At 37.0% G+C, this 25,841-nt stretch carries 20 protein-coding genes, 1 pseudogene and 2 riboswitches; of the genes and pseudogenes, 6 read left to right on the top strand and 15 right to left on the bottom strand.

Annotation, left to right across the window (positions count from 1 at the left end):
* Positions 1 to 361: 361 nt before the first annotated feature.
* Together WMO14_RS05705 and WMO14_RS05700 are read right to left on the bottom strand one after the other, a co-directional pair.
* Positions 362 to 3,178 carry a GLUG motif-containing protein gene (locus WMO14_RS05705; protein WP_349153438.1) on the bottom strand — a complete coding sequence of 939 codons (2,817 nt, stop codon included), beginning with the start codon at positions 3,176 to 3,178 and terminating at the stop codon, positions 362 to 364.
* Positions 3,178 to 5,718 (bottom strand): efflux RND transporter permease subunit, encoded by a 2,541-nt coding sequence (locus WMO14_RS05700; protein WP_349153437.1) that lies wholly within the window; start codon positions 5,716 to 5,718, stop codon positions 3,178 to 3,180. The genes WMO14_RS05705 and WMO14_RS05700 overlap by 1 nt, the downstream gene beginning before the upstream one ends.
* A 259-nt stretch (positions 5,719 to 5,977) precedes the next feature.
* Between WMO14_RS05700 and WMO14_RS05695 the strand changes: the two genes are divergently transcribed.
* Positions 5,978 to 6,553: a TetR/AcrR family transcriptional regulator gene (locus tag WMO14_RS05695; RefSeq protein ID WP_055306225.1), complete on the top strand. Its 576-nt coding sequence runs from the start codon at positions 5,978 to 5,980 to the stop codon at positions 6,551 to 6,553.
* Between the two features lie 85 nt (positions 6,554 to 6,638).
* On the opposite strand, the gene WMO14_RS05690 is transcribed toward WMO14_RS05695, so the two are convergent.
* Positions 6,639 to 7,601 carry a ketopantoate reductase family protein gene (locus tag WMO14_RS05690; RefSeq protein ID WP_349153436.1) on the bottom strand — a complete coding sequence of 321 codons (963 nt, stop codon included), beginning with the start codon at positions 7,599 to 7,601 and terminating at the stop codon, positions 6,639 to 6,641.
* Positions 7,602 to 7,621: 20 nt separating this feature from the next.
* Positions 7,622 to 9,733, bottom strand: a complete 2,112-nt coding sequence (locus WMO14_RS05685; RefSeq protein ID WP_055306227.1) for a methyl-accepting chemotaxis protein — start codon at positions 9,731 to 9,733, stop codon at positions 7,622 to 7,624.
* Positions 9,734 to 10,090: 357 nt separating this feature from the next.
* Here WMO14_RS05685 and WMO14_RS05680 point away from each other — a divergent pair, with 357 nt between their 5' ends.
* Positions 10,091 to 11,008 (top strand): calcium/sodium antiporter, encoded by a 918-nt coding sequence (locus tag WMO14_RS05680; protein WP_349153435.1) that lies wholly within the window; start codon positions 10,091 to 10,093, stop codon positions 11,006 to 11,008.
* A 16-nt stretch (positions 11,009 to 11,024) separates the two neighbouring features.
* Here WMO14_RS05680 and WMO14_RS05675 read toward each other — a convergent pair whose 3' ends face one another.
* Positions 11,025 to 11,912: a LysR family transcriptional regulator gene (locus WMO14_RS05675; protein WP_022501950.1), complete on the bottom strand. Its 888-nt coding sequence runs from the start codon at positions 11,910 to 11,912 to the stop codon at positions 11,025 to 11,027.
* Between the two features lie 202 nt (positions 11,913 to 12,114).
* Here WMO14_RS05675 and WMO14_RS05670 point away from each other — a divergent pair, with 202 nt between their 5' ends.
* From WMO14_RS05670 to WMO14_RS05660, 3 genes are read left to right on the top strand one after another with little or no spacing between them, the layout of a single operon-like run.
* Entirely contained in the window at positions 12,115 to 13,416 is a 1,302-nt protein-coding gene (locus WMO14_RS05670; protein WP_055173997.1) for an adenylosuccinate synthase, read from the top strand.
* Positions 13,413 to 14,354: an aspartate carbamoyltransferase gene (pyrB, locus tag WMO14_RS05665; RefSeq protein WP_055173996.1), complete on the top strand. Its 942-nt coding sequence runs from the start codon at positions 13,413 to 13,415 to the stop codon at positions 14,352 to 14,354. The genes WMO14_RS05670 and pyrB overlap by 4 nt, the downstream gene beginning before the upstream one ends.
* 21 nt (positions 14,355 to 14,375) lie before the next feature.
* Positions 14,376 to 14,798 (top strand): aspartate carbamoyltransferase regulatory subunit, encoded by a 423-nt coding sequence (locus WMO14_RS05660; RefSeq protein ID WP_055173995.1) that lies wholly within the window; start codon positions 14,376 to 14,378, stop codon positions 14,796 to 14,798.
* Positions 14,799 to 14,804: 6 nt separating this feature from the next.
* Here the strand turns inward: WMO14_RS05660 and WMO14_RS05655 are convergent.
* From WMO14_RS05655 to thiW, 8 genes and pseudogenes are all read right to left on the bottom strand, one after another.
* Positions 14,805 to 14,948 (bottom strand): annotated as a pseudogene (locus tag WMO14_RS05655) (5-methyltetrahydropteroyltriglutamate--homocysteine methyltransferase); the annotation flags it as partial.
* 11 nt (positions 14,949 to 14,959) lie between these two features.
* Positions 14,960 to 17,242 (bottom strand): 5-methyltetrahydropteroyltriglutamate--homocysteine S-methyltransferase, encoded by a 2,283-nt coding sequence (metE, locus tag WMO14_RS05650; RefSeq protein WP_349153434.1) that lies wholly within the window; start codon positions 17,240 to 17,242, stop codon positions 14,960 to 14,962.
* Between the two features lie 120 nt (positions 17,243 to 17,362).
* A complete protein-coding gene (locus tag WMO14_RS05645) occupies positions 17,363 to 18,268 on the bottom strand; it encodes a LysR family transcriptional regulator (RefSeq protein WP_022501955.1) in 906 nt (301 codons plus the stop codon).
* Between the two features lie 12 nt (positions 18,269 to 18,280).
* A complete protein-coding gene (locus WMO14_RS05640) occupies positions 18,281 to 18,703 on the bottom strand; it encodes a threonine/serine exporter family protein (RefSeq protein WP_022501956.1) in 423 nt (140 codons plus the stop codon).
* A 174-nt stretch (positions 18,704 to 18,877) separates the two neighbouring features.
* Positions 18,878 to 19,624: a threonine/serine exporter family protein gene (locus WMO14_RS05635; RefSeq protein ID WP_055173993.1), complete on the bottom strand. Its 747-nt coding sequence runs from the start codon at positions 19,622 to 19,624 to the stop codon at positions 18,878 to 18,880.
* Positions 19,625 to 19,662: 38 nt separating this feature from the next.
* Complete coding sequence (locus tag WMO14_RS05630; protein WP_022501958.1) at positions 19,663 to 20,220, bottom strand: histidine phosphatase family protein; 558 nt, start codon at positions 20,218 to 20,220, stop codon at positions 19,663 to 19,665.
* A gap of 116 nt (positions 20,221 to 20,336) precedes the next feature.
* Entirely contained in the window at positions 20,337 to 21,206 is an 870-nt protein-coding gene (gene thiM / locus WMO14_RS05625; RefSeq protein ID WP_349153433.1) for a hydroxyethylthiazole kinase, read from the bottom strand.
* Between the two features lie 146 nt (positions 21,207 to 21,352).
* Positions 21,353 to 21,865: an energy coupling factor transporter S component ThiW gene (thiW, locus tag WMO14_RS05620; protein ID WP_022501960.1), complete on the bottom strand. Its 513-nt coding sequence runs from the start codon at positions 21,863 to 21,865 to the stop codon at positions 21,353 to 21,355.
* A gap of 156 nt (positions 21,866 to 22,021) precedes the next feature.
* Between thiW and pepT the strand changes: the two genes are divergently transcribed.
* Positions 22,022 to 23,251 carry a peptidase T gene (pepT, locus tag WMO14_RS05615; protein WP_349153432.1) on the top strand — a complete coding sequence of 410 codons (1,230 nt, stop codon included), beginning with the start codon at positions 22,022 to 22,024 and terminating at the stop codon, positions 23,249 to 23,251.
* An 11-nt stretch (positions 23,252 to 23,262) separates the two neighbouring features.
* Here the strand turns inward: pepT and WMO14_RS05610 are convergent, their stop codons facing one another.
* Both WMO14_RS05610 and WMO14_RS05605 read right to left on the bottom strand, forming a co-directional pair.
* Complete coding sequence (locus tag WMO14_RS05610) at positions 23,263 to 23,649, bottom strand: YbaN family protein (protein ID WP_207643370.1); 387 nt, start codon at positions 23,647 to 23,649, stop codon at positions 23,263 to 23,265.
* A 271-nt stretch (positions 23,650 to 23,920) separates the two neighbouring features.
* On the bottom strand, positions 23,921 to 25,339 hold the full coding sequence (locus WMO14_RS05605) for an alanine/glycine:cation symporter family protein (protein ID WP_349153431.1): 1,419 nt from the start codon (positions 25,337 to 25,339) through the stop codon (positions 23,921 to 23,923).
* Positions 25,340 to 25,551: 212 nt separating this feature from the next.
* Positions 25,552 to 25,721, bottom strand: a riboswitch (glycine riboswitch).
* A gap of 8 nt (positions 25,722 to 25,729) precedes the next feature.
* A riboswitch (glycine riboswitch) is annotated at positions 25,730 to 25,804 on the bottom strand.
* Positions 25,805 to 25,841 lie beyond the last annotated feature (37 nt).

Here is a 25,841-nt window from a genome sequence, read left to right as displayed (position 1 = left end):
ATGACGGACAGCTATTACTAACGGACGTTGCGAGGCTCTGCTATATTACCGCTGGGCACGCTCCCGCTACTTGAAACCGCAGCGGATACTAAGCGGCTAAAGGACAGCCGCTAAGTACCGGCGGCTTCAACAGTACCCAGCTTGCAATATAGCATAGGCTCACAACTTGGTGTAGATTGTTGTGACGTGTGGACACTGTTCTTTGTAGATGAACTCTGTAGAGTGTTATGACTATATCGTATATTATTCGCTTTGGTATGATATTTAAAAATGCTCCTTTCCAGATGATTGGTGAATTGGGATTTACCTGTTAGCTGGATGGGAGCATTTTTTCATATCTTATATTGGCTTTTGTTTCTTACTACTTACCTGTTGGTTTGGCTTTCTTGTGCTTTATTATTATTATTGTAGCAAGAAGTATTATGGCTATAGCGGCGGCTATGTAGTAGATTATTTTGTTGGAGCTCTTGTGTATAAGGGCACAATCGGCTTCGTATGGGATTACGGCTGTTATGTAACTGCCGTTCTTTTTCGTGTCTGCTTTGACCCAGTTGTTGCCGTCTTTATCTACATACCATATTTCATTGCTGCCATCACTATCTTCTACAAGAAAATGCCCTGTAACAGTATCCTGCTGGCTTGTGTGAGAGCTTAATATCTGCCAGCTATAAGCATATACTACATCTCCTGACAGACCGCTTATGTCACAAGTCCTGGTTACAAGCTTGTCATCGTTGTAGAACTTACCTTCTGCAAGGAATAATATTTTGCCATCTGCATTTTTCTCATTAGATGCAAGACTTTCTGTCCAGAGGTGATATTCTGCCTCAACAACTTTATTCTGTGTTATAGGACTTACTGTAATATCTGCCGGCCATTCGCCATAATATCCGTCTTTCTTTGGTATTGATGGCAGGTCTGATGTTGTAATATTGCCATTGTAGGCTATTACCTTAGTTCCAGCAACGTAATCATCAGCTTTAAATGTTATTGTTATCTGATGAAAGCCTTCTGGAATATTATCAAGTGACATAACATAATCATATGTTACCTTATCAGCAATACCGCTATAATTAATATCATCTATGCCGCCTAAAATGTCACTCACAAATATATTATTTCTTACGCTTCCTTCTGAATCAGTAGTTCCGGCAATCACACCTTTTTTCTCACCATCACCGCTGATTGTTGCAATGGACACATTATTCTTAACTGTGTATCCCTGTCCGCATATTCCACCTGCATAACTGTCACTTTCAACATTGCAAAGGCTGTAATTATCTGATACTGAACTGACACTGTTACCAGCTATTCCACCTGCGTAATCACCAGTTTCAGACTTAACACTTCCATAGCCCTCGCAGCCATATATAAGTCCTAATTCCTGCAAACCGGTTATTCCGCCTGCACAATCTTTTCTGGAAGTAACCTCTCCATAATTAACACAGTATATTACTATGTCATTGACTGTTGAACGGAGCTTGACATTTGTTGAACTTCTTAAATCCAGATCATACTCAGGGTCTACATCATATTCAATGTTCATAGTTCCTGTTATTCCACCTACATTAAGGTCACCGTATACAGTTCCCCTGTTCACTGATTTAGTTATAACACCGTCTGTATTCTTTGCATTTTCCGCCGTGGAAATATCTTCTATATGACTGTCATCACTTGTAACAAGCTGTGCTGTATCATTCACTGTACTTCCTATATTGTTAATCTGTGAAGAAATGGTATTGATACTGTCAGAAATATTCTGTATCTGTTCATCAAGAACATTTACAATACCTTGAATATCTCCTGTAATATTGCCTGTTCCAAGCTGGTCTGACACATCTTTTACAAAGTCTTCTGCTGTATCACTCGAATCTGCCATTGTGTTACTGATGTCCTTAAGATTATCATTAATGATATCCCACTGCTCATCGATAGCATCTTTCTGGGAGTCTGATAAAATTTTATCATCACCCTGAATGTCCTTTACCTTATTAAGAGCATTATCAATATTGTCAAAATACTCTCTTGTATCAGGGTTATCCTGCATAGAGTCAGATACTTCTTTTAAAGAGTCCGATAATACATCAACATCTTCCTTATACTGGTTAGTAATGCTTTCTGCATAATCTCTTGTCTTAGATGAAGCACTGCTCATTGAATCTGACAAGCTGTTTAATGTATTGCTTATATTATTAACAGAGCCCTGAATTGTATCAATTCTGTCCTGTAAATATTCAGACTCTATATAAGGCTCTGCCTGTCCGACAATACCGCCGACATCTTTTCTGCCGTATATATCGCCTTCGTTGGTACAGTTAAGTATCTTTCCATTCTGGCTTCCTGCTATACCACCAACATTATAACCTGTATGGTTATATCCAATTGTTCCATAATTTGTACACGATGAAATAACACCAGATGAATTACCTGCTATTCCACCCATATCGTTACGGTCTACAACGTGCTGTGTAATATTAAATGTTCCAACATCAACTCCACCGACATCAAGTGATGAAGCTAATTCATCTGTATTAACGCGGCTTCTTGATACACATTCACTTATAAGTCCTTCATTCTTGCCAGCTATTCCACCTGTCTGGTTAGTTGCTGTAACAACAGCATCACTAAGACAGTTAGTTATATTAGCACCCGGCTTATTAATTCCTGCAATCGCACCTACATATGTTGTACCATTGACTTTTCCATAAAATGTGCAGTTAGTTATTGTACCATAATTAACACCGGCAATTCCTCCTATATTCTTCTGTGAACCAGATGTATTAACGCTTCCTGATACACTAAAATTGCATACATAAGCATTTTCTCCAAGGTAACGGAAAAAGCCATAATCTGAACCCTTATAATCGACATTAAAGCTTCTTATAGTATGGTTAGCACCATCAAATGTTCCATCAAAATATGGTATTCCATTAAAATCTGTATTAGATAAATTGATATCTGTAGCAAGTCTTACTGTCCTGCCCCTGCTGTAACTGTCATATTTACAGTTATTGGCAAATTCAATAAGTTCCCTGGCACTGGAAATTACTATAACATCACTGTCAGCTTCCTCTGCCTGTACCACATATGGAATAATATTTCCAAATGCCGCAAAGATAATGAGCAGTGACAGCATTACTGCAAGTATTTTATTAAATTTTGTATTAAGCTTTACCATTACTGCTCATCTCCTTTCTCTGTATTGTTCGTAACATTTTCTGTATTATCCACACCATCACTTTTATCTGTTAATAAAAGATTATCTGTATCTTCATATGTAACCTGTCCCTGACGTCCTGGAATTAGTGAATCAACTGATACCTTCATCTGTCCCTGGAATGTTCCCTGAATGTCAGCATCAATCTCACCCTGTACATAACCTTTGACGTGTCCTGTAACTCTTACCCTGCCGGCAACTTCTTTCTGTGGTCTTGCAATATTCATTGTAAGAGCTGTCTTTTCAATAATTATATCTCCAAGTAAAAGTATCTGTGGAAGCACGAATAATACAAGGATAATTGATATTAATGTACCTCGTCCAAGTGCAACACCTATTGAAGCAACTGTCGCATCAGAGGCAATCTCACCTATAAGGAAGCCTGCACAAGTAAGAATTGAACCTGATGTAAATATTGTTGGGAATGACTGGTTAAGTGTCTCAATCATTGCATCTTTAAGCTGCATTTCCTTCTTTAACTGCAAATACCTGTTAGATATAACAATCGCATAATCGATTGTAGCACCCATCTGTATTGCTGATACAATCAGGTATGCAATAAAGAATACTGTCTGTCCCTGTAATGCCGGTACAGCAAAGTTAACCCATATACTTCCCTGAATAGTAAGAACAAGAAGCACTGGAAGTCCTGCTGACTGGAATGTAAAGAACAGAATTATCATAACAAAAAGTGCAGTAAGTACGCTTATAATAATATTATCTGATGCAAATGATGACTCAAGATCGTGGTCACTTGTAGAATTACCAACAAGGACTACATTATCTGTGCCATAATACTGAGCTGCAATACCACGGATTTCTTCCAATGCATCATATGTTTCCTGACCTTCTACCGGAAGTGAAAGGTTAAGCACAAATCTTGAATAACCGCTTCCCTGAAGCTGTAGCTGGGCATCGTGAAGCGTATCATACAGGGTGTTAAGCTTATCGTCCAGCTCACTATCTAATGTTACATAACCTTCCCTATACTGGTCATAAAGGAATAAGAACATATCAATAATAGGAACCTCATAATCATTAACTCCTGTAAATACAGGACCATACTGCTCATGATTATAAGCATATGCCATATAAAGCACATCAACTACTTCCCTGTCTATATCAATCAATTCAGCAAATTGTCTAGGATTTAACTTATCCGTAAGCACATAATCATCATTAATTGACACATTTGCAAGACCAAGTGTTGATGTAACATAGCTTAGATTATCTAATTTGCCTAACACTCTCTTCTCTGACTCATAATCGCCCTTTGGCACCATAACAACTAACTGGTTGCTCTTGCCAAATGTATCCTCTATTCTTTCTTCTGCTATCTTAGCATTACTCTTTTTCGCACTCACAATTGAGCTTGTATCATAAATATACTGGCAGTTATTTGAAAATATAGCTGCTGCTATAAGAAATACTATAAATAAAGGTGGAATTATATATTTGGTCTTATTAGCAAATTTACCAACAATTGTAATCTTTGGCACATAACATTTGTGATGTGTATTATCAATTCCCTTGGCAAATATAAGCAGTACTCCCGGCATAAGAAAGAATACTGATATAAGACTTATAATAATGGCCTTAACCAATATAATACCCATATCATAACCAAGCCTGAACTGCATAAACATCATTGCAACCATACCTGATACAGTTGTAAGTGATGATGAACTAATCTCTGGAATAGCCTTTGAGAGTGCAACCTTTACCGCTTCTTCTGCATTAAGCGTTTCGTGCTCCTCCATAAATCTGTCGCAGAGAATAATCGCATAGTCAATAGCCAGTGCAAGCTGTAACACTACTGCTATCGAGTTGGTGATAGACGAAATAGTACCGAACCAGTAATTAGTTCCCATATTAAGAATTGCCGCAACACCAAATGTTATGAGCAATACTGGAATTTGCAGATATGCCTTTGTTGAAAGCATTAACACAACTACTATAATAATTACTGCCAGTACAAGAATAATGTTCATATCCTTTGACAGTGATTCCGCACTATCTTCTTCCGAACCAACCTCCGTTGAAACATATACGTCATAATCTGATAACGTATCCTTGACATCATTCAATGCCTGTTTGCTTATATCCTCATCTTCCGTTCCATCAAATGTAATATCAAACAAAGCATCTGTACCTTTATAATGGTCTGATGAGTCATCAAATGTTACCTGCTTAACTCCATCAATGTCCTCAAGTTCGCTTACAAGCTCGTCTGCCTGATTATAGGTGACATTGGTAAGCATAACCTTAGCACTGCCATATGTAACAAACTGTTCGTCCATAATAGACAATCCCTGTCTTGTCTCACTATCGGCTGGCAGGTATGATGTAATATCCTGATTAACCTGTACTTTATTGATAGATAACACACTATAAATAATCGCAAGAATAAAAAGAATTTCTATTGCTTTACGTTTATTCACAATAAATGTGGCTGCCGTAAGCCAAAAATTACCCTTTTGCTTTTCTTCTTTTTCCTTCATAAATTCTTCTGTACATATAATTCACTAAATATCCTAATAATCTTCAATAAACTTTAATTATTAATCAGTTTCTTAAATGTACCGTCCTTTCTTCATTTTGCTTATTGTGTTTATAAACATAGTGTTGATTATTTTTATAGAATAATTATAATTATCATATAATATTTGCTCAATAATCAGTTTTGCACAAAGTGTTGATTAATAGACATTGTGTTGATATATGTCAATTAATTAAGAAAGATTTAAGAAAGGGTAATATATGGAAAATAATATAGACAGACGTGTAATGAGAACTAAAACACTGCTTATTCACAGCCTTTCCACTCTGATGAAACAAAAAAACATCAAAGACATAACTGTAAAGGAATTATGTGAACTGGCAGATATTAACAGGGGCACGTTTTATCTGCATTACAAAGATATATACGATATGCTCGCCTCTATAGAACAGGAGCTTAGCGACAAGTTCATACAGATATTTCAAAAATATAATGCCAGGAATACAAAGGATTTTCCTTATCCTTTATTCTTAGATATATTTGAATTTGTAAGCGATAATGCCGAACTTTTCCGCGTGCTTATAGGTCCTAATGGTGACATTTCATTTATTATGAAAATACACCAGCTTTATAATATGTACTGCATACAGACCGAAATCAGTAAATTATCGCCTGAACTTTCAATTAACTGTAAATATTACGGTAATTTTATACTTTACGGCTGTGTCGGTCTTATCGAACAGTGGCTCTCAAGCGATAATCCTGAGTCCCCACGCGAAATGGCTAAGCTTGTAACCAAGCTTGTATCAACTGGAGTTTTATCTTTAATAAAATAAATACTTAAAAGGTCTTCTTCTGTAATCAGAAAAAGACCTTTTATTCTTAGTACTCACGAATTCTTCTTTTCTTTCTCAGTCATAACTATTTCGCCCACGTAAGCTCTTCATTATCACTATTGTAATTAAATCTGCCATCGTTCTTTTCTTCAATAGCTTTTATCATATGATAAGTGTACTCATTATATGGTGTAGGAATTCCAAGCTCTTTTCCCATTCTCATTAATGCACCTGAAAACATATCTATCTCCGTATGTCTTTTGGCATCGATATCCTGCAATGTTGAATATCTCGCTGTTGGAAGGACTGCACTGCCCCTGCCGGAAGAACCCTCAACAATGCTTATGTCAATTCCTTTTGCAAGTGCAACTGCCTCAAGCTCCTTACGAAGACCTTCACTGATTGCCTTCATATGAACACTATCCCTGTAACAGCCAACACCTGCCCCAAGAATAGCCTGCGGAAGATTATTGCACACATTAAGTCGGAACTTACACCATATCTCCTCTTTAATATGCTTTGTTACCCGAAAATGTATATTACCTCTTTCAAACAGTTCCTTAACCATACGTACTCTTTCACTGTCAAATGGTGCGTTAAGCTCTCCATATATAATTCCAAGAGTTGTGTCTGGATTAAATACATAACCCTGTCCTTCTTTATGTGATGAAGCTACCTTGATAAGTGAATACAGCATATGTGAAGAACCTATCTTACCAGCAATAATCTCCTCACTGTCCACGCCATTCATAAGGCTCATAACTGTAGTATTATCACCAGTTGCAGCTTTTATATCATCAAGTGCCGCTGGAAGTGCTCCGTATTTTAATGATACTATCAATAAATCAACACCTTTGGCTTCGTCAGGTGTCCATACTTCTGGACGGTATACATTACCATTAATCTTACAGCCATCAGCCTTAAGCTTTTGATTTCTCTCACCTGAGGCTATAACTCCAAGCTTTATATCCTTAACATCTGAAAGTCCCCATATAACATAAGAACCTACCGCACCTGCACCTATAATTCCAACTGACTTAATTGACATAACAACCAACTCCTGCTTTATTACTCACTATAATTCTTATTTACATAGTCTTTAATCTCATTGCTGTCCTCTGGCATTCTACAGCCGACAATATAATTACCCTCATCATTAGAACATCTTATTATACAGCCCTGTATTTCTTTGTCTTTAATAACATCGAAATTATCAATCTCGATAACAATATTCTTACCCTTCATATTTTCAAACGATGAGTCATTAACTGAAAAAGCAAAACCATTAGCACTAATATTAACCATGTGTCCATAATATGTTATATCTGTACCATCAACGCTTATTGTACACTTATTGTCAAGTGGCATTCTTGGATACTTTCTTCTGTTATATACCTGTGGGTTAGTATCAATAGTAAGCTTGAACTGTCCCTTTTCTCCTGCCTTGACATTATGTATTGCTATACCATTCCAGCAATATAATACATTATCTACAACAGCGTTAAATGAACACTTAAGATTTCTTCTCTTATCATCAAATGCTGCTCTGTTATTAATATTTATGTATACATTATTGTCTTTTCTGTCAACAACTTCACCTGTGTATTCTTCCTTGGCATTAGTCTGGTCTTCAATAACCATTCTGAACTTCATACCGCTCTTTATATCGGAAACATTCATAAATCCACCGATACCAAGTTCTTCCATAAGTTCGCCGACAACAGACTCAATATCCGTTGCACTCTTGGCACTTGCTTCATATTTGCTAAGCATCGTCTTAGTTGTCTGTTCTGCATTATTAATGCTCTCTGTCATTATCTGCATTATTTCGCCAACCTGATTCATATTAGCAGTAAGTGTCTCATTAGAATTCTCAACCTGCTTAACTGCACTGTCAACAACCTTTATATTATCACCAAGGCTTGTTGCATCACTCGTTATATCTGATACTGACTTATTAACTGTTGATACCTTCTCAATGTTAAGCTGTATAAGTTCAACTGTTTCTGTAATTGATTGAAGCATTTCATCTGATGTAGCCTCAAGATGTGAAAGTGCTTCCATAATACTGTTAGAAGAGTCTTGAGTTCCACTGCTTAAGCTTCTTATCTGGTCAGCAACAACAGCAAAGCCCTTTCCTGCTTCTCCTGCTCTTGCCGCCTCTATTGAAGCATTAAGTGCAAGAAGATTAGTCTGTGAAGTAATTCCTTCAATAGTACTTGTCTCCTGCTTAACATTTTCAAATTCCTTCTTAAATGTTTCAAGAATAGTCTCAATCTTGCTTGATAATGCTGACATTCTGTTAGTAATTTCAACAACCTCTGTAAGCTCATCAGCACTTAAGTCAGCATGTTCAACTGACTTCTCAATAAGCTTTGAGAATTCCTCCATAAGATCTGATACATCTTTCACCTGAGTATCAATAACCTTAGTCATCTCTATTGATGAAACTGTCTTATCATTAAGGATACCATTGTTCTTTGCAAGTGTTCCCATATCCTTAACTACATTGTTAGCACCCTGTTTATTCTCATCTGCAAGTTCTCTTACAACTGTAACACCATCAACAATTGAATTACTTGCATCTTTAACCTGCTCAACTGTCTGTACAACCTGTGCCAGCTCCGATTCAATCGACCCCGTCAGTGCACCATCTGACTCAACCAGATGTCTTATCGCCATATTAGTACAAGCAAAACAACATAATACAATCGCAAACTGAAGTGCACACTCCTCACTTGCAACAAAATCCATCATTCCCTTAGCCACACCTTTGTAAATATTACTGCTGATTAATACAAACAATGTAAACCACATAATCATCTTTATAAACTTAGGATCTTTGTACAATATAAGAATTGATAATAATGGAAGAATAAATATATAAGAAATCTTATCGAGTGCTGTCCATGCTATAACAGCGTAGAATAAAAGATAACATATACCTAATACCCATTTGTACTCTTTAGCTGCCTTACCCTTAATCATAGATACTATATATCCTGTTATGTAAGTAACCCAGCCTACTACTGTAAATGCTATAAAATATCCCCTTGCAATTTCCCCATTCTTTGTCTTGATACCATAATATATGGTCGCAATAAAAATAAGAGCAAGCCAGGTTATACCTGCTCTTTTGTTGGCTTTCGCCCTGAAAAATGATTCATCATACTCCTGCATATGCATTGTCCTTTCACTGATGTTAGTTTATCATTGATTTCTATATTCTATTGTCGTCACAAATACTTAAATGATGTTTTTATAATACCACATTTTTATCTATATTCATAGTACATTATTGCTTTCACAATTTATATTTTATAATTAGTTGTTGACAGACAATTTGTCCATATACTATTATATTAACAAAGGGAGTAGTTAGCATCTTTAGATGTAATAATAATCGTCATCACGCTGCAAGGCCGGTTATTATTAGTGAGTAACGAGACTTTTATCAATCATTTTTTTGATGTGGTAAAAGGCTTTTTTTGTATAAAGATTAATAAATGTTTCTTTTGCCGCAGGAAAGGACTTAATATGGAATATTTATTACTACTCATTGGATTCGTGCTGTTAATCAAAGGAGCTGACTTTTTCGTAGATGGTAGCTCGTCACTTGCAAGAATTATGAAGGTACCAAGCGTTATTATAGGACTGACGATTGTTGCTATGGGAACAAGTGCCCCGGAAGCTTCTGTAAGTGTTAATGCCGCACTCGCTGGAAGCAACGATATTGCAATAAGCAATGTTATAGGTTCTAACCTTTTTAATGGTCTTGTCGTTGTCGGTGTATGTGCATTTATGGCTGGATTTAAGACTAATCCTGAGATTTTAAAAAGAGATATGCCACTTAACATTATCGTAACAGCAATTCTTTGCATTATGCTTCTTGACAGACATATTAACCATATTGAGGGAATAATCTTACTCATCAGTATGGCTGTATACATTGCAGTTATGGTTATATCAGCACTTAAAAACCGTGAAACTGCTGATGAATGTAAAATACTTTCTCTGCCTAAGAGTCTTATATTTATCATAGGCGGACTTATTTCTGTAATATTTGGTGGAACACTTGTTGTTGATAATGCCTGTCTTATCGCTAAAGATTTCGGTGTCAGTGAGAATTTTATAGGACTTACAATAATCGCTATTGGTACATCACTTCCTGAACTTGTTACCTCTATCACAGCGACACGAAAAGGCGACAGCGGACTTGCACTCGGTAATGCCATAGGCTCTAACCTTTTTAATATACTATTCATATTAGGAATGTCTGCAACAATCTGCCCGCTAAATGTATTATCAGAGTCAATTATCGACTGTATAATACTTCTTGTGTCAGCAGTCATTCTTTATGTATTTGCAAGAACCAAAAAGACTATGAACAGATGGGAAGGAATTGTATGCGTGTTTCTATATGTAGGATACACGGCATATCTTTTAATAAGATAATACCTGTCATTATCTCCTACTCTTCCATAATCATCTTTTTTAATTCTTTTGCCGCTGAATTTAAAGGATGCTGGTAATCATATACCATACACACATTTCTTTCAGGAATCGTTTCTTTTAACGATATCTTTACAATTTCACGCTTGCTAAGGGCTTCCTGTGCCATAAGTTCAGGCACGAAGCCCAGACCAAGCTCATTTTTCACAAGTGGGAGTATCTGGTCTGTTGTAGCTACCTCAGTATCTGGCAGTAATTCAATTCCATTTTTATAGAATAATTCATTATAGAACTGAAATGTCATTGTTTCCCTGCCAAGACATATCAAAGGATAATTCTTTAACTCATTTAATGATAATTCCTGACTTCCCAATGCAGTAAACGTAGTACCTCCTACAAGAATTTCTTTAAATGTCTTTAACATTATCTGCTTAAGAGGTGCTTCTACATTGACAGGTGAAGATGCAACAGCGAAATCTATAATTCCCGATCTTACAGCTTCTATTGCCTGAGGTGTCGAATGGTTATATATTTTAAGACGTATTCCCGGATATTTAATATGGAACTTTTTAAGCTTATCTAACAAGAATATATTAAGTGCTGTCTCACTTGCACCAATTGATACGCTTCCTGTTGTAAGGCTTGAGCTGTCAGATAATTCTTCCTCTGCTTCTAATAACTGGCTCATCGCAACGGATACGTGTGTATACAGCTTCTCACCCTCAGGAGTAAGCTGAATTCCCCTGTTATTTCTTATAAATAACGAACAGCCAAGCTGCTGTTCAAGACAATTCATAGCCCTTGTTATATTCGGCTGGCTGTTACCTAATGCGTGTGCAGCTTTAGTAAAGTTACTGTATTTGGCTACATAATAAAATATCTTATAATATTCATAATTAACATTCATATAATCTGACCCTTTCACTAGCTATAAGTATCACAGTTATATCAAATAATAATCAAAACCATATCAATTATACTTTTTACTTATCATTGTTTCAATAGTATACTCCTTACTTGGTAATAAAAGCAACTAAAATTTATTATCATTATTAAAAGTTACATTTTACCAACTACAACCTATACTATATTTTAAAGGAGATGCTTATATGCTTACTGCTGTAACAGGAATTAACTGGGGTGATGAAGGCAAAGGCCGCGTAATTGACTTGTTAGCTGAGCAGGCTGATATTGTTGTCCGTTATCAGGGCGGTAATAACGCCGGTCACACTGTAGTCACTGATAAAGGGAAATTCGTTCTTAATCTTCTTCCATCTGGAATACTTCACCCTGATGTTGTATGTGTTCTCGGTGATGGAATGGTAATTGACCTTGAACATCTTTCAAATGAAGCTGAACAAATCAAAGAAAAAGGAATATCTGTAACTCCTGATAATCTGAAGCTTTCAAAACATGCCACTATATCTATGCCTTGGCACAAGGTTCAAGATGAACTTGAAGAAAACCGGTTATCTGCAACAGGCAGTGCATTTGGTTCTACACGCAGGGGCATTGCTTATGCCTATAGCGATAAATACCGCAAGAAGACACTTCGTCTTGCCGACCTTCTTCATCTTGATAATGAAAATGTTAAAGCAAGGCTTAAAACCATATTAGATGCAAAAAATCTTGAACTTGCCGGCTGTTATCATCAGGAACCAATGTCATATCCTGCTCTCTTATCGTGGTGTGAAAAACAAGCAGATATATTCAGGGATTATATATGTGATACAGGCATTTTCTTAAATAATGCCTTAGCTGATAATAAAAAAGTAGTTCTTGAAGCCCAGTTAGGCGCTATGAGGGATATTGATTATGGTATATTCCCCTACACTTCAAGCTCATCTACAATAGCTGCCTATGGCCCTTTAGGTGCTGGCATACCTTATGCCCCACTTAACCATATTGTCGGTGTCTTAAAAGCTTATTCAACCTGTGTAGGTGCTGGTCCATTTGTTGCAGAAAATGCAATGTCTGAAGAATGGCAGAAGCTCCTTCGTAAATACGGCGGCGAATATGGTGCTGCTACAGGACGACCAAGGCGTGTCGGACCATTTGATGCTGTTGCCAGTGCTTACGGCCTTAAATGCCAGAATTCAGATTTAATAGCATTAACCAAATTAGATATCTTAAGCTATATGAGAGAAATCCCTATTATAACAGGTTATAAATATAAAAATACTGTCGTAACAGAATTTGACCCAACAGACAATATAGATATGTACAAGCCTGTTGTTGAACTTATGCCAGGCTGGCTTACAGACATATCAAAATACCGCACATATGATGAACTTCCTGATAATGCAAGAAATTATATTGAAAAGCTTGAAAAGCTGCTTAATCACGAAATCCAGTTCATATCTGTCGGGGCAGAGAGAAACCAATATTTAACAAAGGGAGAATGGCTATGAGAAATTTAATTGACCCTCTTGATTTTACACTTGATGAAACAATAAGCATTTTAGACTTAGCTGACAGGATTGCTTCTAATGAAGAAGCCTACAGCCACGTTGCTGACGGCAAAAAGCTTGCTACTTTATTCTATGAACCAAGCACAAGAACTCGTTTATCCTTTGAGTCAGCAATGTTAAGCCTTGGAGGAAAGACCTTAGGCTTTGCCGGTGCTAACCAGTCAAGTGCCACCAAGGGCGAAACTGTCGCAGATACCGCCCGTGTTGTAAGCTGTTATGCCGACATTATTGCAATGCGCCACCCAAAAGAAGGGGCGCCTTTAAGAGCTTCTATGTATTCATCAATTCCAGTTATCAACGCTGGTGACGGCGGTCACAACCACCCAACCCAGACATTAATTGACCTGATGACAATACGCCATAGAAAGGGACGTCTTGATAACCTGACTGTTGGTTTCTGCGGTGATTTAAAATTTGGAAGAACTGTACATTCTCTTGTGAACAGCCTTGTACGTTTCAATGACAATAAGTTCTATTTTATATCACCAGAAGAATTAAAAGTTCCCGATTATCTTATAGAAGATACTCTTATTCCTAATAAATCAGTATATAAAGAAGTAAGAAGCCTTGAAGATACACTCCCAGAGCTTGACGTGCTTTATATGACAAGGGTACAGCGTGAGCGTTTCTTTAATGAAGATGATTATATAAGATTAAAAGATACTTATATACTTAATAAAGAGAAATTACAGCTTGCCCCTGCCGATATGCCGGTTCTTCACCCTCTGCCAAGAGTTGATGAAATATCAACTGATGTTGATACCGATAAGCGTGCCGCCTATTTTGAACAGGTGCAGAATGGCAAATATATCCGTATGGCTCTTATTATGAGTTTACTTGAACTTACAGACCCACTCACAGGAAAAAAAGTACTATAGTAAAATAGAATGGAGATTATAATGTTAAATATAGATTCTTTGCAAAATGGTGTAGTAATCGACCATATCCCTGCTGGACAGGGGTTAGATATATACCGCCTTTTAAACCTTGATGCACAGTCACATTCTGTTGCACTCCTTCAATATGTAAAAAGCGAAAAGTACGGCTGTAAAGATTTAATCAAGATAGAAGGAACCAAGCTTCCTGAAAGATTAGATATTCTTGGTTACATTAATAAACAGATAACTCTGATTATAATTAAAGATGGAAAAGTTGATAAAAAATATCATCCTCTTCCACCTAAAATCTTAACCAATGTTATAAAATGTAAAAATCCACGCTGTATTACAAGTATCGAAACGGGCTGTGAACACATTTTCAAGCTGTATCCATCAGGCAAATACCGCTGTCTTTACTGTAATGAAGAAATCTCTGTAAGATAGATTGGATTATCCCCATACTTCTTCTGCGATTTCTTTTACAAGCTTAAGCTTTGCCCACTGTTGTTCCTCTGTAAGCTTATTACCTATTTCACAAGATGCAAATCTGCACTGTGGACTTAAGTATAATCTTTCAAGAGGAACAGGCTCTGCCTATAACTTATTTATCTGTTTCTTATTATCTTAGCCGCCTCAACCATATTTCTTAAGCTGGCATCTGTTTCCTTTACACCTCGTGTCTTTAAGCCGCAGTCTGGATTAACCCAGAGTTTGTCCCTGCTGATTTTAGTAAGCATTATATTTAACGCATTAACAATTTCATCAACTGATGGAACTCTTGGAGAATGTATGTCATATACTCCCGGTCCTACTTCTGTCTCAAAATTATTCTCTCTTAAAGAATCTAATATTAAAAGGTCTGAACGTGAAGCTTCAAATGTGATAACATCAGCATCCATATCGTCTATTGCTGGAATTATATCTGTGAATTCTGAATAGCACATATGTGTATGTATCTGTGTATCATTCTTTACTCCGCTGTGTGTAAGCCTGAAAGCAGGAATTGCAAAATCAAGATATTCATTATACCAGTCTGACTTTCTAAGTGGAAGCTTCTCTCTTAATGCTGCCTCATCAATCTGTATTACCTTAATTCCTGCCGCCTCTAAGTCTAGAACTTCATCTCTTATTGCAAGTGCAATCTGCAATATTGACTCTTTTATAGTTATATCTTCTCTTGGGAAAGACCAGTTTAATATAGTTACAGGTCCTGTAAGCATACCCTTCATCGGCTTATTAGTTAATGACTGTGCATACACTGACCAGTCAACTGTCATTGGCTTCTTTCTGTATACATCACCCCATATTACTGGTGGCTTAACACATCTTGTACCATAAGACTGAACCCACGCCTTCTGTGTGAATAAATATCCCTCAAGTGCCTCGCCGAAATACTCAACCATATCATTTCTTTCATATTCACCGTGTACAAGCACATCAAGACCAATCTCCTCCTGCCATTTTACGCAATCAGCAATCTGCTTCTTAATATACTGTGTATACTCTTCTTCTGATATTTCATTCTTTCTGTAAGCCGCTCTCTCTGCCTTAATCTCCTTAGTCTGAGGAAATGAACCAATAGTTGTAGTTGGAAATTCCGGAAGACCAAGTTTCTCCTTCTGAAGCTTTTGTCTTTCACTTCTTAATGGAAGACGTACATAATCTTCTTCCTTAATATTAGCAAGTCTTTCCTTAACCTCTGCGTTATGGCAGTTTCTTTCTTCCTCAAATACCTTCTGGTTATCAATATAGGCATTTTCACTCTTAACCTTATCCTGTTTCTTATCAGCAAGAACACCTAACTCGGCAAGCTCTGTAAGCTTTTCTTCTGCGAATGAGAAATGTATTTTATAGCTGTCAGCTAATTTATCCTCGTGCTTTAATGTATATGGAACGTGTAATAATGAGCAGGAAGTTGATATAACAACATTTATATTATTGTCACAGGCATTTTTAATACTGCTTATTAAATCTAATGTCTTCTTATAGTTGTTCTTCCATATATTCTTTCCATTTACAACACCGGCAAATAAAAGCTTACCAGCTGAAAAACCATATTTTTCTACTAATTCAAATGTCTTTCTTCCCTCATTAAAATCAAGTCCAACACCTGCAAATGGCTTATTAATAATGTCCTCATATATATCCCTTACATCTCCGAAATATGTCTGAAGAAGTATATTGCAGTTACCCCTTTCCTTAAGAAGTTCATCATATATCTTATTAAATAAAGCCTTGTCAGCATCACTCAAATCATATACAAGTGCAGGCTCATCAAGCTGTAACCAGCTTATGTTATTATCGTTACATAAAGCTATAAGCTCCTTGTAAGCTGCAATAAAATCATCTAAAAAATCATCAATGCCCTTGTTCTCTGTAAATCTGCATAACTTAAGAACTGTATAAGGACCAGCGATTACCGGCTTTGTTGTAATGCCCAGTTCCTTAGCTTCTTTGTATTCATTAAGGAGTTTGTCTGCTGAAAGCTTAATAACTGTATCATCTTCAACCTCTGGTACAATATAATGGTAATTAGTATTAAACCATTTCTTCATTGCCAGTGCCTTAACATCACCAGACTCTCCCTGATAGCCTCTTGCCATTGCAAAATATGTATCAAGACCTGATAAATTAAGCTCCTTATATCTTCTTGGAACAATTCCAAGTGCAGCTGCTGTATCAAGCAATGTGTCATAAAATGAGAAATCATTACTTGGAATGAAATCTATTCCTTCATTCTTCTGTGTAGTCCAATGTATCTTTCTTAAATTCTTAGCTGTATCTAATAATTCCTGTGAACTAATCTCACCTCTGAAATACTTTTCACTTGCAAATTTTAATTCTCTTAATGTTCCAATTCTTGGAAACCCAATAACCGATGTCTGCATATATATCCTCCAAATTAATTAACCTCAGGCTGTTCGACTAATATACTGAACAACCTGAGGTCATATTATCATTATATGAATTTTTAATAAAATACTTAATTTATTACGCTTATCATAGTTTTAAACTATGGATAAGTTATTTTTCAATGCTTTTATATAGAATTCTGCGTATCTGCTAAGCATTATATTCTTCTTTCTGACAAGTCCTATCCTCATAATACAATCGGATTTTAATGGCTTGGCAATAATATCTGAGCCATTGAGCTTCTCATCAATAATACCTGAACTTACGGTAAATCCATTAAGTCCTATTGCAAGATTAAATAAAGTAGCCCTGTCACGCACCTGTATATTCTTAGGGAAATCAAGCACGCTTAAGAATTCTTCTGAAAAATAAAATGAATTTCTCTCACCCTGCTCAAACACAAGATATGGATACTGTTTTAAATCTTCAATCGTCACAAAATCCATATCTGCAAGCGGGTGCCTCTTGCATATAAATACATGCGGCTTTGCTTCAATAAGCTGTTCGTATACAAGGTCATTTTTCTTAAGAAGCTTGCTTATTACTTCCTCATTATTATCTGACAGATATAGTATTCCAAGTTCACTTTTGCCATAAGCAACATCATCTATAATCTCGCCTGTCTGTGTTTCCCTTAATATAAAACTGTATTTATCTGCATCAAATTGATTAACAACATCAACGAAAGCATTAACGGCAAATGAATAATGCTGGCACGATACTGAGAACTTCGGATCTCTTTTATTAACAACCCCGAAATGCTCTTTCATAATATCCGCCTGCTCTAATAACATTCTTGCAAACGACAATAGTTCTTCACCCTCGTGTGTTACTATAACGCCCTTTTTCGTTCTTATAAAAGCTGTAACACCCATCTCTTTTTCAAGATTGCTTATTGCCGTGCTAAGACTTGGCTGTGATATATATAATTGTTCCGCAGCCTCTGTTATATTGCCGCACTCAGCAACTTTTATAAGATAAGACAGCTGTTGTAATGTCATACCGTCTCTCCTTTATAATACAATACGTTTAACTACAGCAACTAATGCATCAACAATAAATATGGCTATCGCAATTGCCCCTGCCGCACCAATTGTTCCAACAAGACTTGATAATGCCTGCTGTGTATCTGATGTGAACAGGTAATATACCGTCTGGTACATTCCAGCTCCAGGAACTATTGTTAATATCGCCGGTATAAGTGTTGTTGTAACCGGTGTCTTTAAAAGTCTTGCCAGTATGTGGGAGATTATTGCAAGCACAAGTCCTGACATAAAGGTTGCCATAAGAACTGATGTGAACTGTTCTGTATACAAATAGATTGCCCAGCCTGCAAGACCTAGTATGCCGTTAACTAGCAGGCATTTTCTTGGGGCTTCTATTATTACTGAAAATGTTATGATTGCACCGAAAGCGAATAGGCATTGAAGTAGCATATGGATGGCCTCCTGAATTTTATCTTTTCCTTGATGTGTGGGTGATATTATTTACGTTGTGGCTGGATTGCCAGCTCCCAGCAAGTACAACGGCGACACGCTTGCGCTGAGTGCCGCTCGCAGCGGTACTCAGCCGCCAGCTTGGGCTGCCGGCTAAGGACCGGCGGCTCGTTTTTAGGATATTATTACCAGGCCTATGTAGACGCCCAGGGCTATTAGGGCGGCTTCGGTGAAGGCTTGGAGGATATTGGCATTGCCAGAGGCGTAGTCGCCGTGGAGAGTATCTCTTATTGCGTTGGTTATTGCAGCCCCGGGAACAAGTACCATTATCGAACCTATTATTATTAAATCAAGATGGGCAAGTGGATTAAGATGAATGAGTACCCTTGCCACAACTGACAATATAATAGAAGCTGTCAGGTCTTTTATAAGGGAATTAAGCTTCATACTGCCGGCGGCGTGTAACCATATAGCCAAGAATACGCCAACTATCCCTGTAAACAGCATATCCACGCCATTGCCGCCGTACATTCCCGTAAAGAAAAGCCCAACGAATACTGTGCATATATCCTTTAACCACCACGGATACTGATTCTTCTTTAAATGCTTTAACTGCGAAAATGCCTCCTCTAATGATATTATTCCTTTATAAAACTTTCTTGATATGTCATTGACCTGAGCTATCATATTAAGGTTGGTTGCCCCTCTGTCCACTCTCCTGACAACTGTCAGTGCATCTATTGACGGATCATCTAAAGAAATCATAAATCCCGTTGATACAACAAATGCCTGTGTAGTCTTTAAACCTGACGTTTTAAGCATATAATCGATTGTTTCCTCAACTCTGTATATCTCTGCTCCATTTTCTAACATAATCATACCCGCAAGAGCCGCTGTATCAATAAGAAGCTTATAATCCATATATTGTTACTCCTTTACACACACCTTCTACGCATTTTCTAAGCATTTTTATCTTTAAATTCATACTTTTTAAGTTCACAGTTCTTAATTCCAAAGCCTGAAAACTCATCATTGCTCATATTTCTGAAATATGACTCGACAATCCTCGAAATACCATTATGCGCAACTAGAAGATATATTTTATCAGAATTGTCATTTCTTATATCATCTATAAGATTATATATCCTCTGACTCAGATGAAGCATTGTCTCTCCACCGTCAAAATCATCAACAAAGTTCATCTTAGCCGCAGCAAATTCCCTGCCATCTCTTGGTGTAGACTCGTATCTGCCAAAATTCTGCTCCTTTAACCGTATTTCCATTCTGCACGGTATGCCAGCGGTTTCTGATATATGCTTTGCTGTGTCAGCCGCTCTTATAAGTGGAGAATATAATATCTCATCAATATGTATATTTCCCATTTTGATACACTCACCTAATTCTATTGCCTGCTTATGTCCAAGCTCTGTAAGTGCAATGTCTGTCGCACCACATATTTTATTCTCTACATTCCATATAGTCTGTCCGTGTCTTGTAAAATAAAAATAACTGCTCATATATTATTCCTCTGCTATCAAATATTATATACCTATGCATTGTCACGATATATATCTGTATCATTTATATACACCATGTTTTCACATATCTTGTATATATTTCATATTTTTACACACTATATACGCTCTATTCTTCCCAATTCTTTCAAAGTTTCGTCTGTCATATTGTATACAGCATCAATTATATAATTCCTGTAGCTTGCATTGCCATCCACTTCTGCCATTCTGCGGTATGCAAGCTCTCCGCTTATTCCCATTACACTAACAGCTGCACATACACTTTCTAATATATGCTCTTTATCCGCTGCTACATATGCTGATGTAAGAGCTGACAGCTGACAACCGGCACCGGTAACAAGGCTCATCATCTTATGACCATTCCTTATTGCATATACGCGGTTCTCATCAGCAACCATATCAATTCCGCCTGTAACCGCAATCACAGCACCTGTCTTTTGGGACAGCTTATTAATAAAATCTGCCATTTCTTTTATATTATCATCTGTAATTTTATCGGCAATCCCCGCCTCAACACCCATAGCAGACTTATTTTTCTGCATAGTTTCATATACTCCAGCTGCTATATTATGAATTCCCTGCTTTTCGGCTATCGCTTTTATCTCGGATACATTTCCTCTTATAACACCAAACTGTACATTGGACATAAGATTTTGGACAGCTTTAATTCTGTAATCTGATGAACCAGCACCAACAGGGTCAAGTATTACTGGTATTCCAAGTTCATTGGCTGTAGCACCTGCTTTAAGCATTGATGATAATTTATTATCATTAAGCATCCCGATATTAATATCAAGTCCCTGGCATATTGATGTTATCTGGCTCACCTCATTAATATCCTCCGCCATTATAGGTGCACCACCGCATGCAAGCACTATATTGGCACAATCATTAATGCTCACATAGTTCGTTATGCAGTGGATAAGCGGATGTCTGTTATGCACATTTTTTATTATATTTTCAAACATTCACTAAAACCCTCTTTTCTATACAGAAAGCTTGTCTTTTTCCATATATGATTATCACTGTATTGAATATTACAACGTCTTTTATCATTGCTTATAATAGCTTGTATTCTCCTATATATGCCTATCGATTTTGCATATTGAATTGTCTATCCTGCAAGATTGTCCTGAATCTTAACTAACAAGCCTGCCTTTTTTATGCTGAATACTATTATTCCAGATATGACCGCACCCATGGCAGTTGATATAAAAAATGGAATTATATACGCATAAAATGCTATTCCTGCGGCACTTTTTCCCATAAGGAATATTGCAACCGGATATGCACATAAACCACCAAGTATTGATGTTCCTGCTACTTCTCCTATCATTGTTGCAATAATATTATGGGTCTTTTTGTATACAATACCGCATATCAATGCACCGAACATACTTCCCGGAAATGCCATAAGGCTTCCCATTCCAAGCAGATTTCTTATAAGTGAGGCAACAAATGCCGCCATTACGCCGTATCCGGGTCCTAAAAGGACGGCACAGAATATATTAACCATATGTTGTACTGGTGCACATTTACTTCCAAATACAGGAAATGAAATCAGGCTTCCAGCTACTGCGACTGCACATAGGACACCAGCAGTGGAAAGTTTTTTAATGTTGTTCATAGTATTTCTCCTAATCTATTAGTCTATTAACCTCTGATTTATTTTAACATAATTTTGTGGGTTGTGTTATATTATATGAGGGAATTATATCAGGTTATGGTTTTAATTTTATGAGGACGGGGAATATTATAATATATACAGAAATGAGGATTTGTTATGAAAGCTTATGAAAGATTATTAAAGTATGTTGTTGTCAGAACTCCTAGTGATGAAGAGAGTGGAAAGTCACCTTCTTCTGAGTGTCAGTTTAAGCTGGCTGGGCTTCTTAAAGACGAGATGACTGAGCTTGGACTTAGTGATGTTAAGCTTGATAAACATTGTTATCTTTATGGCAGACTGCCTGCAACTAAGGGGCTTGAGAAGCTTCCTTCAATTGGTTTTATTGCCCATATGGATACTGTGTCTGATTATTGCAATGGTGATATCAATCCTGTTGTGACTCCTGATTATGATGGTGGAGACTTATTGCTTGGTAACAGCGGACTTATATTAAGTCCTGATACTTTTCCACATCTTGCTTCTTTAAAGGGCAGAACTCTTATAACTTCTGATGGAACAACTATTCTTGGTGCAGATGATAAGGCTGGAATTGCTGAAATTCTTACTATGATTGAATATATCACTGCTAATAATATTGAACACCCTGCAATTTGCGTAGCATTTACGCCTGATGAAGAGATTGGTATGGGTACTCAACATTTTGACGTTGAACGCTTCGGAGCTGATTACGCATACACTGTTGATGGCGATACTGAGGGTGAGATACAGTACGAGAATTTCAATGCCGCCAAAGCTGAATATGTTGTGAAAGGTTTTAATGTCCACCCCGGCTCATCTAAGGATACTATGATTAACGCTTCCTTAGTAGCTATGGAAATTAATAATTGCCTGCCGGCTATGGAGATACCAAGGGAAACGGAGAATTACGAAGGCTTCTATCATCTTATAAGTATGTCTGGTGATGTTGCAGAAGCACACCTTAATTATATAATCCGTGACCACGATGCTTCGTTATTTGAAGCAAAGAAAGCCACACTGTGCCACATTGAAAAGATTATGAATGAAAAATGGGGTGCTGGAACTGTACAGCTCACTATCACTGACCAGTACCGCAATATGGCTGAGATTATCAAAAAATGTATGTTTCTTATAGAAAATGCTGTGAAAGCCTGCAAGAATACTAATATACCACCCCTTATACTTCCAATAAGAGGTGGCACTGACGGCTGTATGTTAAGTTATATGGGACTTCCCTGCCCTAACCTTGGCACTGGCGGACACGCCTACCACGGTCCTTACGAACACATAACCATCGAAGGTATGGACAAAACTGTTGATATGCTTGTAGAACTCGTGAAAACATTTTCCAAGCCTATAATTAACTAACAGGCATAAGCTTACGCCTTAACTGTTTCAATTCTTGTAAAGAAATATATGTACTTGAATATTATCAAAAATACAATAAATACACGCCCATATATATTAGACATTGCAAGCATTGCCAATATAAGCATTGCTGATGCTGGCAGAAGTATGCACAACTTAGTCTTTAATGTCATTGAACGGCTGGTAACGAAGCTTTCAAGATGTTTTTTGTAAAGCTTTGTTCCAATAAACCACATATGAAATCTGTCAGAGCCTTTGGCAAAGCAGAAAGATGCTAATAATAAAAATGGCGTTGTTGGTAATACTGGAAGTACGACACCTATTGCACCGAGTACCATTGACACAATTCCTATCATAAGCCATAAAAGTTTAATTGGGGATTTAATGATATTCTTCATTAATGTTTCGATGTCCTTTCTTATTATCTTGTTGTGACTAACTTTAGTTAATCATAACTAACTTTGATAAGTATATATGAACATATCATTTTTTGTCAATACACCGGATTAATATACCAAATAATGGCAATACCTCCGCGCCACTTAAGGACAGGAGATATTGCCATTATTTTATAAGTCCATTATTTTCATTTAAACATGCTTTATTTTATAGTTTTTCCGCTCAATGCTTTATTTTAAAGAACTCTTGGATATCTACAATATTTATAAATTAAAGCTTTTCATTATTATGTCTTTCAAAGAAGCTCTTAGTTTCCTTAACCACAACTCCGCTCAATGCGAATAACGCAATCATATTAGGCAGTGCCATAAGTCCGTTAAATATATCAGCAATTGTCCATACCGCACTTACTGTCATATAAGGTCCGATAAATACTGCTAATATATATATCCAGCGGTATATTTTAACGTGCTTCATATTACCACCGCTAAGATATTCAAGACATCTTTCGCTGTAATAGTCCCAACCAAGAATTGTTGTAAATGCAAAGAATACAAGACAGAGCATAAGCACAAAAGAAGATACCTGTGCCGGGAATGGAAGTCCATTCTGGAACGCATATGTAGTAACTGATACACCCTCAAGGCCTTCAACCTGCCAGGCACCTGTAATTACAATTGAAAGTCCTGTAAGAGTACATATTACAATTGTATCAATAAATGTACCTGTCATACTTACAAGTCCCTGTCTTACTGGTTCGTTAGTCTGTGCTGCAGCCGCTGCTATAGGTGCACTACCAAGACCAGCCTCATTAGAGAAAATGCCTCTTGCAACACCTTTCTGCATAGCAACAAGCATACTTCCGACTGCTCCGCCAGTGATTGCCCTAGGAGAAAATGCAGCCTGAACAATAATCTTAAATGCCGCAGGAACTCTAGTAATATTAGCTATTACTAAAACCGCAACAAATAATACATATATAATTGCCATAAATGGCACTACAACCTGACTTACGCTTGCAATTCTCTTAACACCGCCTATAAGCACAAGTGCAACACAGACTGCAAGAATAAGTGAAGCGATTACTACTGACCATGAGTACTCGCCAAGAAATGGAATATTGACACAATGCTCATTATTCGCATCAAAAAATCCATTAACCGCACTTGAAATACCATTTACCTGACTAAATGTACCAATACCAAAAAGTCCAACACATACACCAAAAAATGCAAATAACTTAGCAAGCCATTTCCAGCTCTTGCCCATTCCCTGCTCTATATAATAGAATGGTCCACCAAGACTGTGTCCGTCTTCTCCTATAACTCTGTATTTAACAGCAAGAAGACCTTCTGAATACTTAGTTGCCATTCCGAAAAATGCTGTTATAACCATCCAGAATAATGCACCTGGACCACCTGCACAGACTGCTGTTGCAACACCAACGATATTACCAGTACCAATAGTTGCACTTAACGCTGTACATAGTGCGGCAAAACTTGTAATTTCACCTTCTGCCTCTTCTTCATTTTTAACCATCCATTTTAATGCTAAAGGGAGCTTTCTGATCTGTAATAAACCAAGACGAACTGTCAATAATATTCCGCCAAAAAGGATAATTACCATAAGCGGCACACCCCATACGAAATTATCAATGTTCGCAAGAATCTGATTAATTGAATTCCACATTGTACTTTCTACCTTTCATATCTAAACTACAGCATAGTACAAGCCTATACTGTCCCAACACCGCAAATGCCGTACATTACTAAATACTTTGCTAATATGCAGACTTTTACTTAATGCATTGGAATTATAGACAATATTGCCTGAATAAATATAAAAGCAGAAATAACATTTTAGAATATACAACTTATCATATAACAAGTTATACTATACTTTATGCCTTCTCTGTCCTTTTGCCTGAGAGATTCATATACCCACTTTATAAGAAGTCACAATGTTGTTATTAATAATGTTGTCTTATAATCACATTATTAACTGCTTATAAAGAACTATATGTTGCACCTTCGGCCTCTGTGTTTATCCAGAACTCTCCAGAGAGTCGATCCATTTACAGTTGCGCCAGCAGATGCTGGCACCTGAGAGTGTTACTCCTTCGGCAGGCTTGCGCCGTTTTCCTGCAAACTTCATATCGAAAATTGCCTTATATTAATATAATCTTATTTTC

The sequence above is a fragment of the Lachnospira rogosae (ex Hitch et al. 2025) genome, from assembly GCF_040096455.1.
Lineage (GTDB): Bacteria > Bacillota > Clostridia > Lachnospirales > Lachnospiraceae > Lachnospira > Lachnospira rogosae.
This window is presented reverse-complemented; position numbering and strand designations above follow the sequence as displayed.

Excerpts from the sequence above, each read along its gene's own strand:
- WMO14_RS05680 (WP_349153435.1), top strand. The coding sequence starts at position 10,091 with ATGGAATATTTATTACTACTCATTGGATTCGTGCTGTTAATCAAAGGA.
- WMO14_RS05685 (WP_055306227.1), bottom strand. The coding sequence starts at position 9,733 with ATGCAGGAGTATGATGAATCATTTTTCAGGGCGAAAGCCAACAAAAGA.
- WMO14_RS05630 (WP_022501958.1), bottom strand. The coding sequence starts at position 20,220 with ATGAGCAGTTATTTTTATTTTACAAGACACGGACAGACTATATGGAAT.
- WMO14_RS05675 (WP_022501950.1), bottom strand. The coding sequence starts at position 11,912 with ATGAATGTTAATTATGAATATTATAAGATATTTTATTATGTAGCCAAA.
- WMO14_RS05640 (WP_022501956.1), bottom strand. The coding sequence starts at position 18,703 with ATGCTACTTCAATGCCTATTCGCTTTCGGTGCAATCATAACATTTTCA.
- WMO14_RS05670 (WP_055173997.1), top strand. The coding sequence starts at position 12,115 with ATGCTTACTGCTGTAACAGGAATTAACTGGGGTGATGAAGGCAAAGGC.
- thiM (WP_349153433.1), bottom strand. The coding sequence starts at position 21,206 with ATGTTTGAAAATATAATAAAAAATGTGCATAACAGACATCCGCTTATC.
- pyrB (WP_055173996.1), top strand. The coding sequence starts at position 13,413 with ATGAGAAATTTAATTGACCCTCTTGATTTTACACTTGATGAAACAATA.
- WMO14_RS05610 (WP_207643370.1), bottom strand. The coding sequence starts at position 23,649 with ATGAAGAATATCATTAAATCCCCAATTAAACTTTTATGGCTTATGATA.
- WMO14_RS05660 (WP_055173995.1), top strand. The coding sequence starts at position 14,376 with ATGTTAAATATAGATTCTTTGCAAAATGGTGTAGTAATCGACCATATC.
- WMO14_RS05605 (WP_349153431.1), bottom strand. The coding sequence starts at position 25,339 with ATGTGGAATTCAATTAATCAGATTCTTGCGAACATTGATAATTTCGTA.
- WMO14_RS05695 (WP_055306225.1), top strand. The coding sequence starts at position 5,978 with ATGGAAAATAATATAGACAGACGTGTAATGAGAACTAAAACACTGCTT.
- WMO14_RS05635 (WP_055173993.1), bottom strand. The coding sequence starts at position 19,624 with ATGGATTATAAGCTTCTTATTGATACAGCGGCTCTTGCGGGTATGATT.
- thiW (WP_022501960.1), bottom strand. The coding sequence starts at position 21,865 with ATGAACAACATTAAAAAACTTTCCACTGCTGGTGTCCTATGTGCAGTC.
- WMO14_RS05700 (WP_349153437.1), bottom strand. The coding sequence starts at position 5,718 with ATGAAGGAAAAAGAAGAAAAGCAAAAGGGTAATTTTTGGCTTACGGCA.
- WMO14_RS05690 (WP_349153436.1), bottom strand. The coding sequence starts at position 7,601 with ATGTCAATTAAGTCAGTTGGAATTATAGGTGCAGGTGCGGTAGGTTCT.
- pepT (WP_349153432.1), top strand. The coding sequence starts at position 22,022 with ATGAAAGCTTATGAAAGATTATTAAAGTATGTTGTTGTCAGAACTCCT.
- WMO14_RS05645 (WP_022501955.1), bottom strand. The coding sequence starts at position 18,268 with ATGACATTACAACAGCTGTCTTATCTTATAAAAGTTGCTGAGTGCGGC.
- metE (WP_349153434.1), bottom strand. The coding sequence starts at position 17,242 with ATGCAGACATCGGTTATTGGGTTTCCAAGAATTGGAACATTAAGAGAA.
- WMO14_RS05705 (WP_349153438.1), bottom strand. The coding sequence starts at position 3,178 with ATGGTAAAGCTTAATACAAAATTTAATAAAATACTTGCAGTAATGCTG.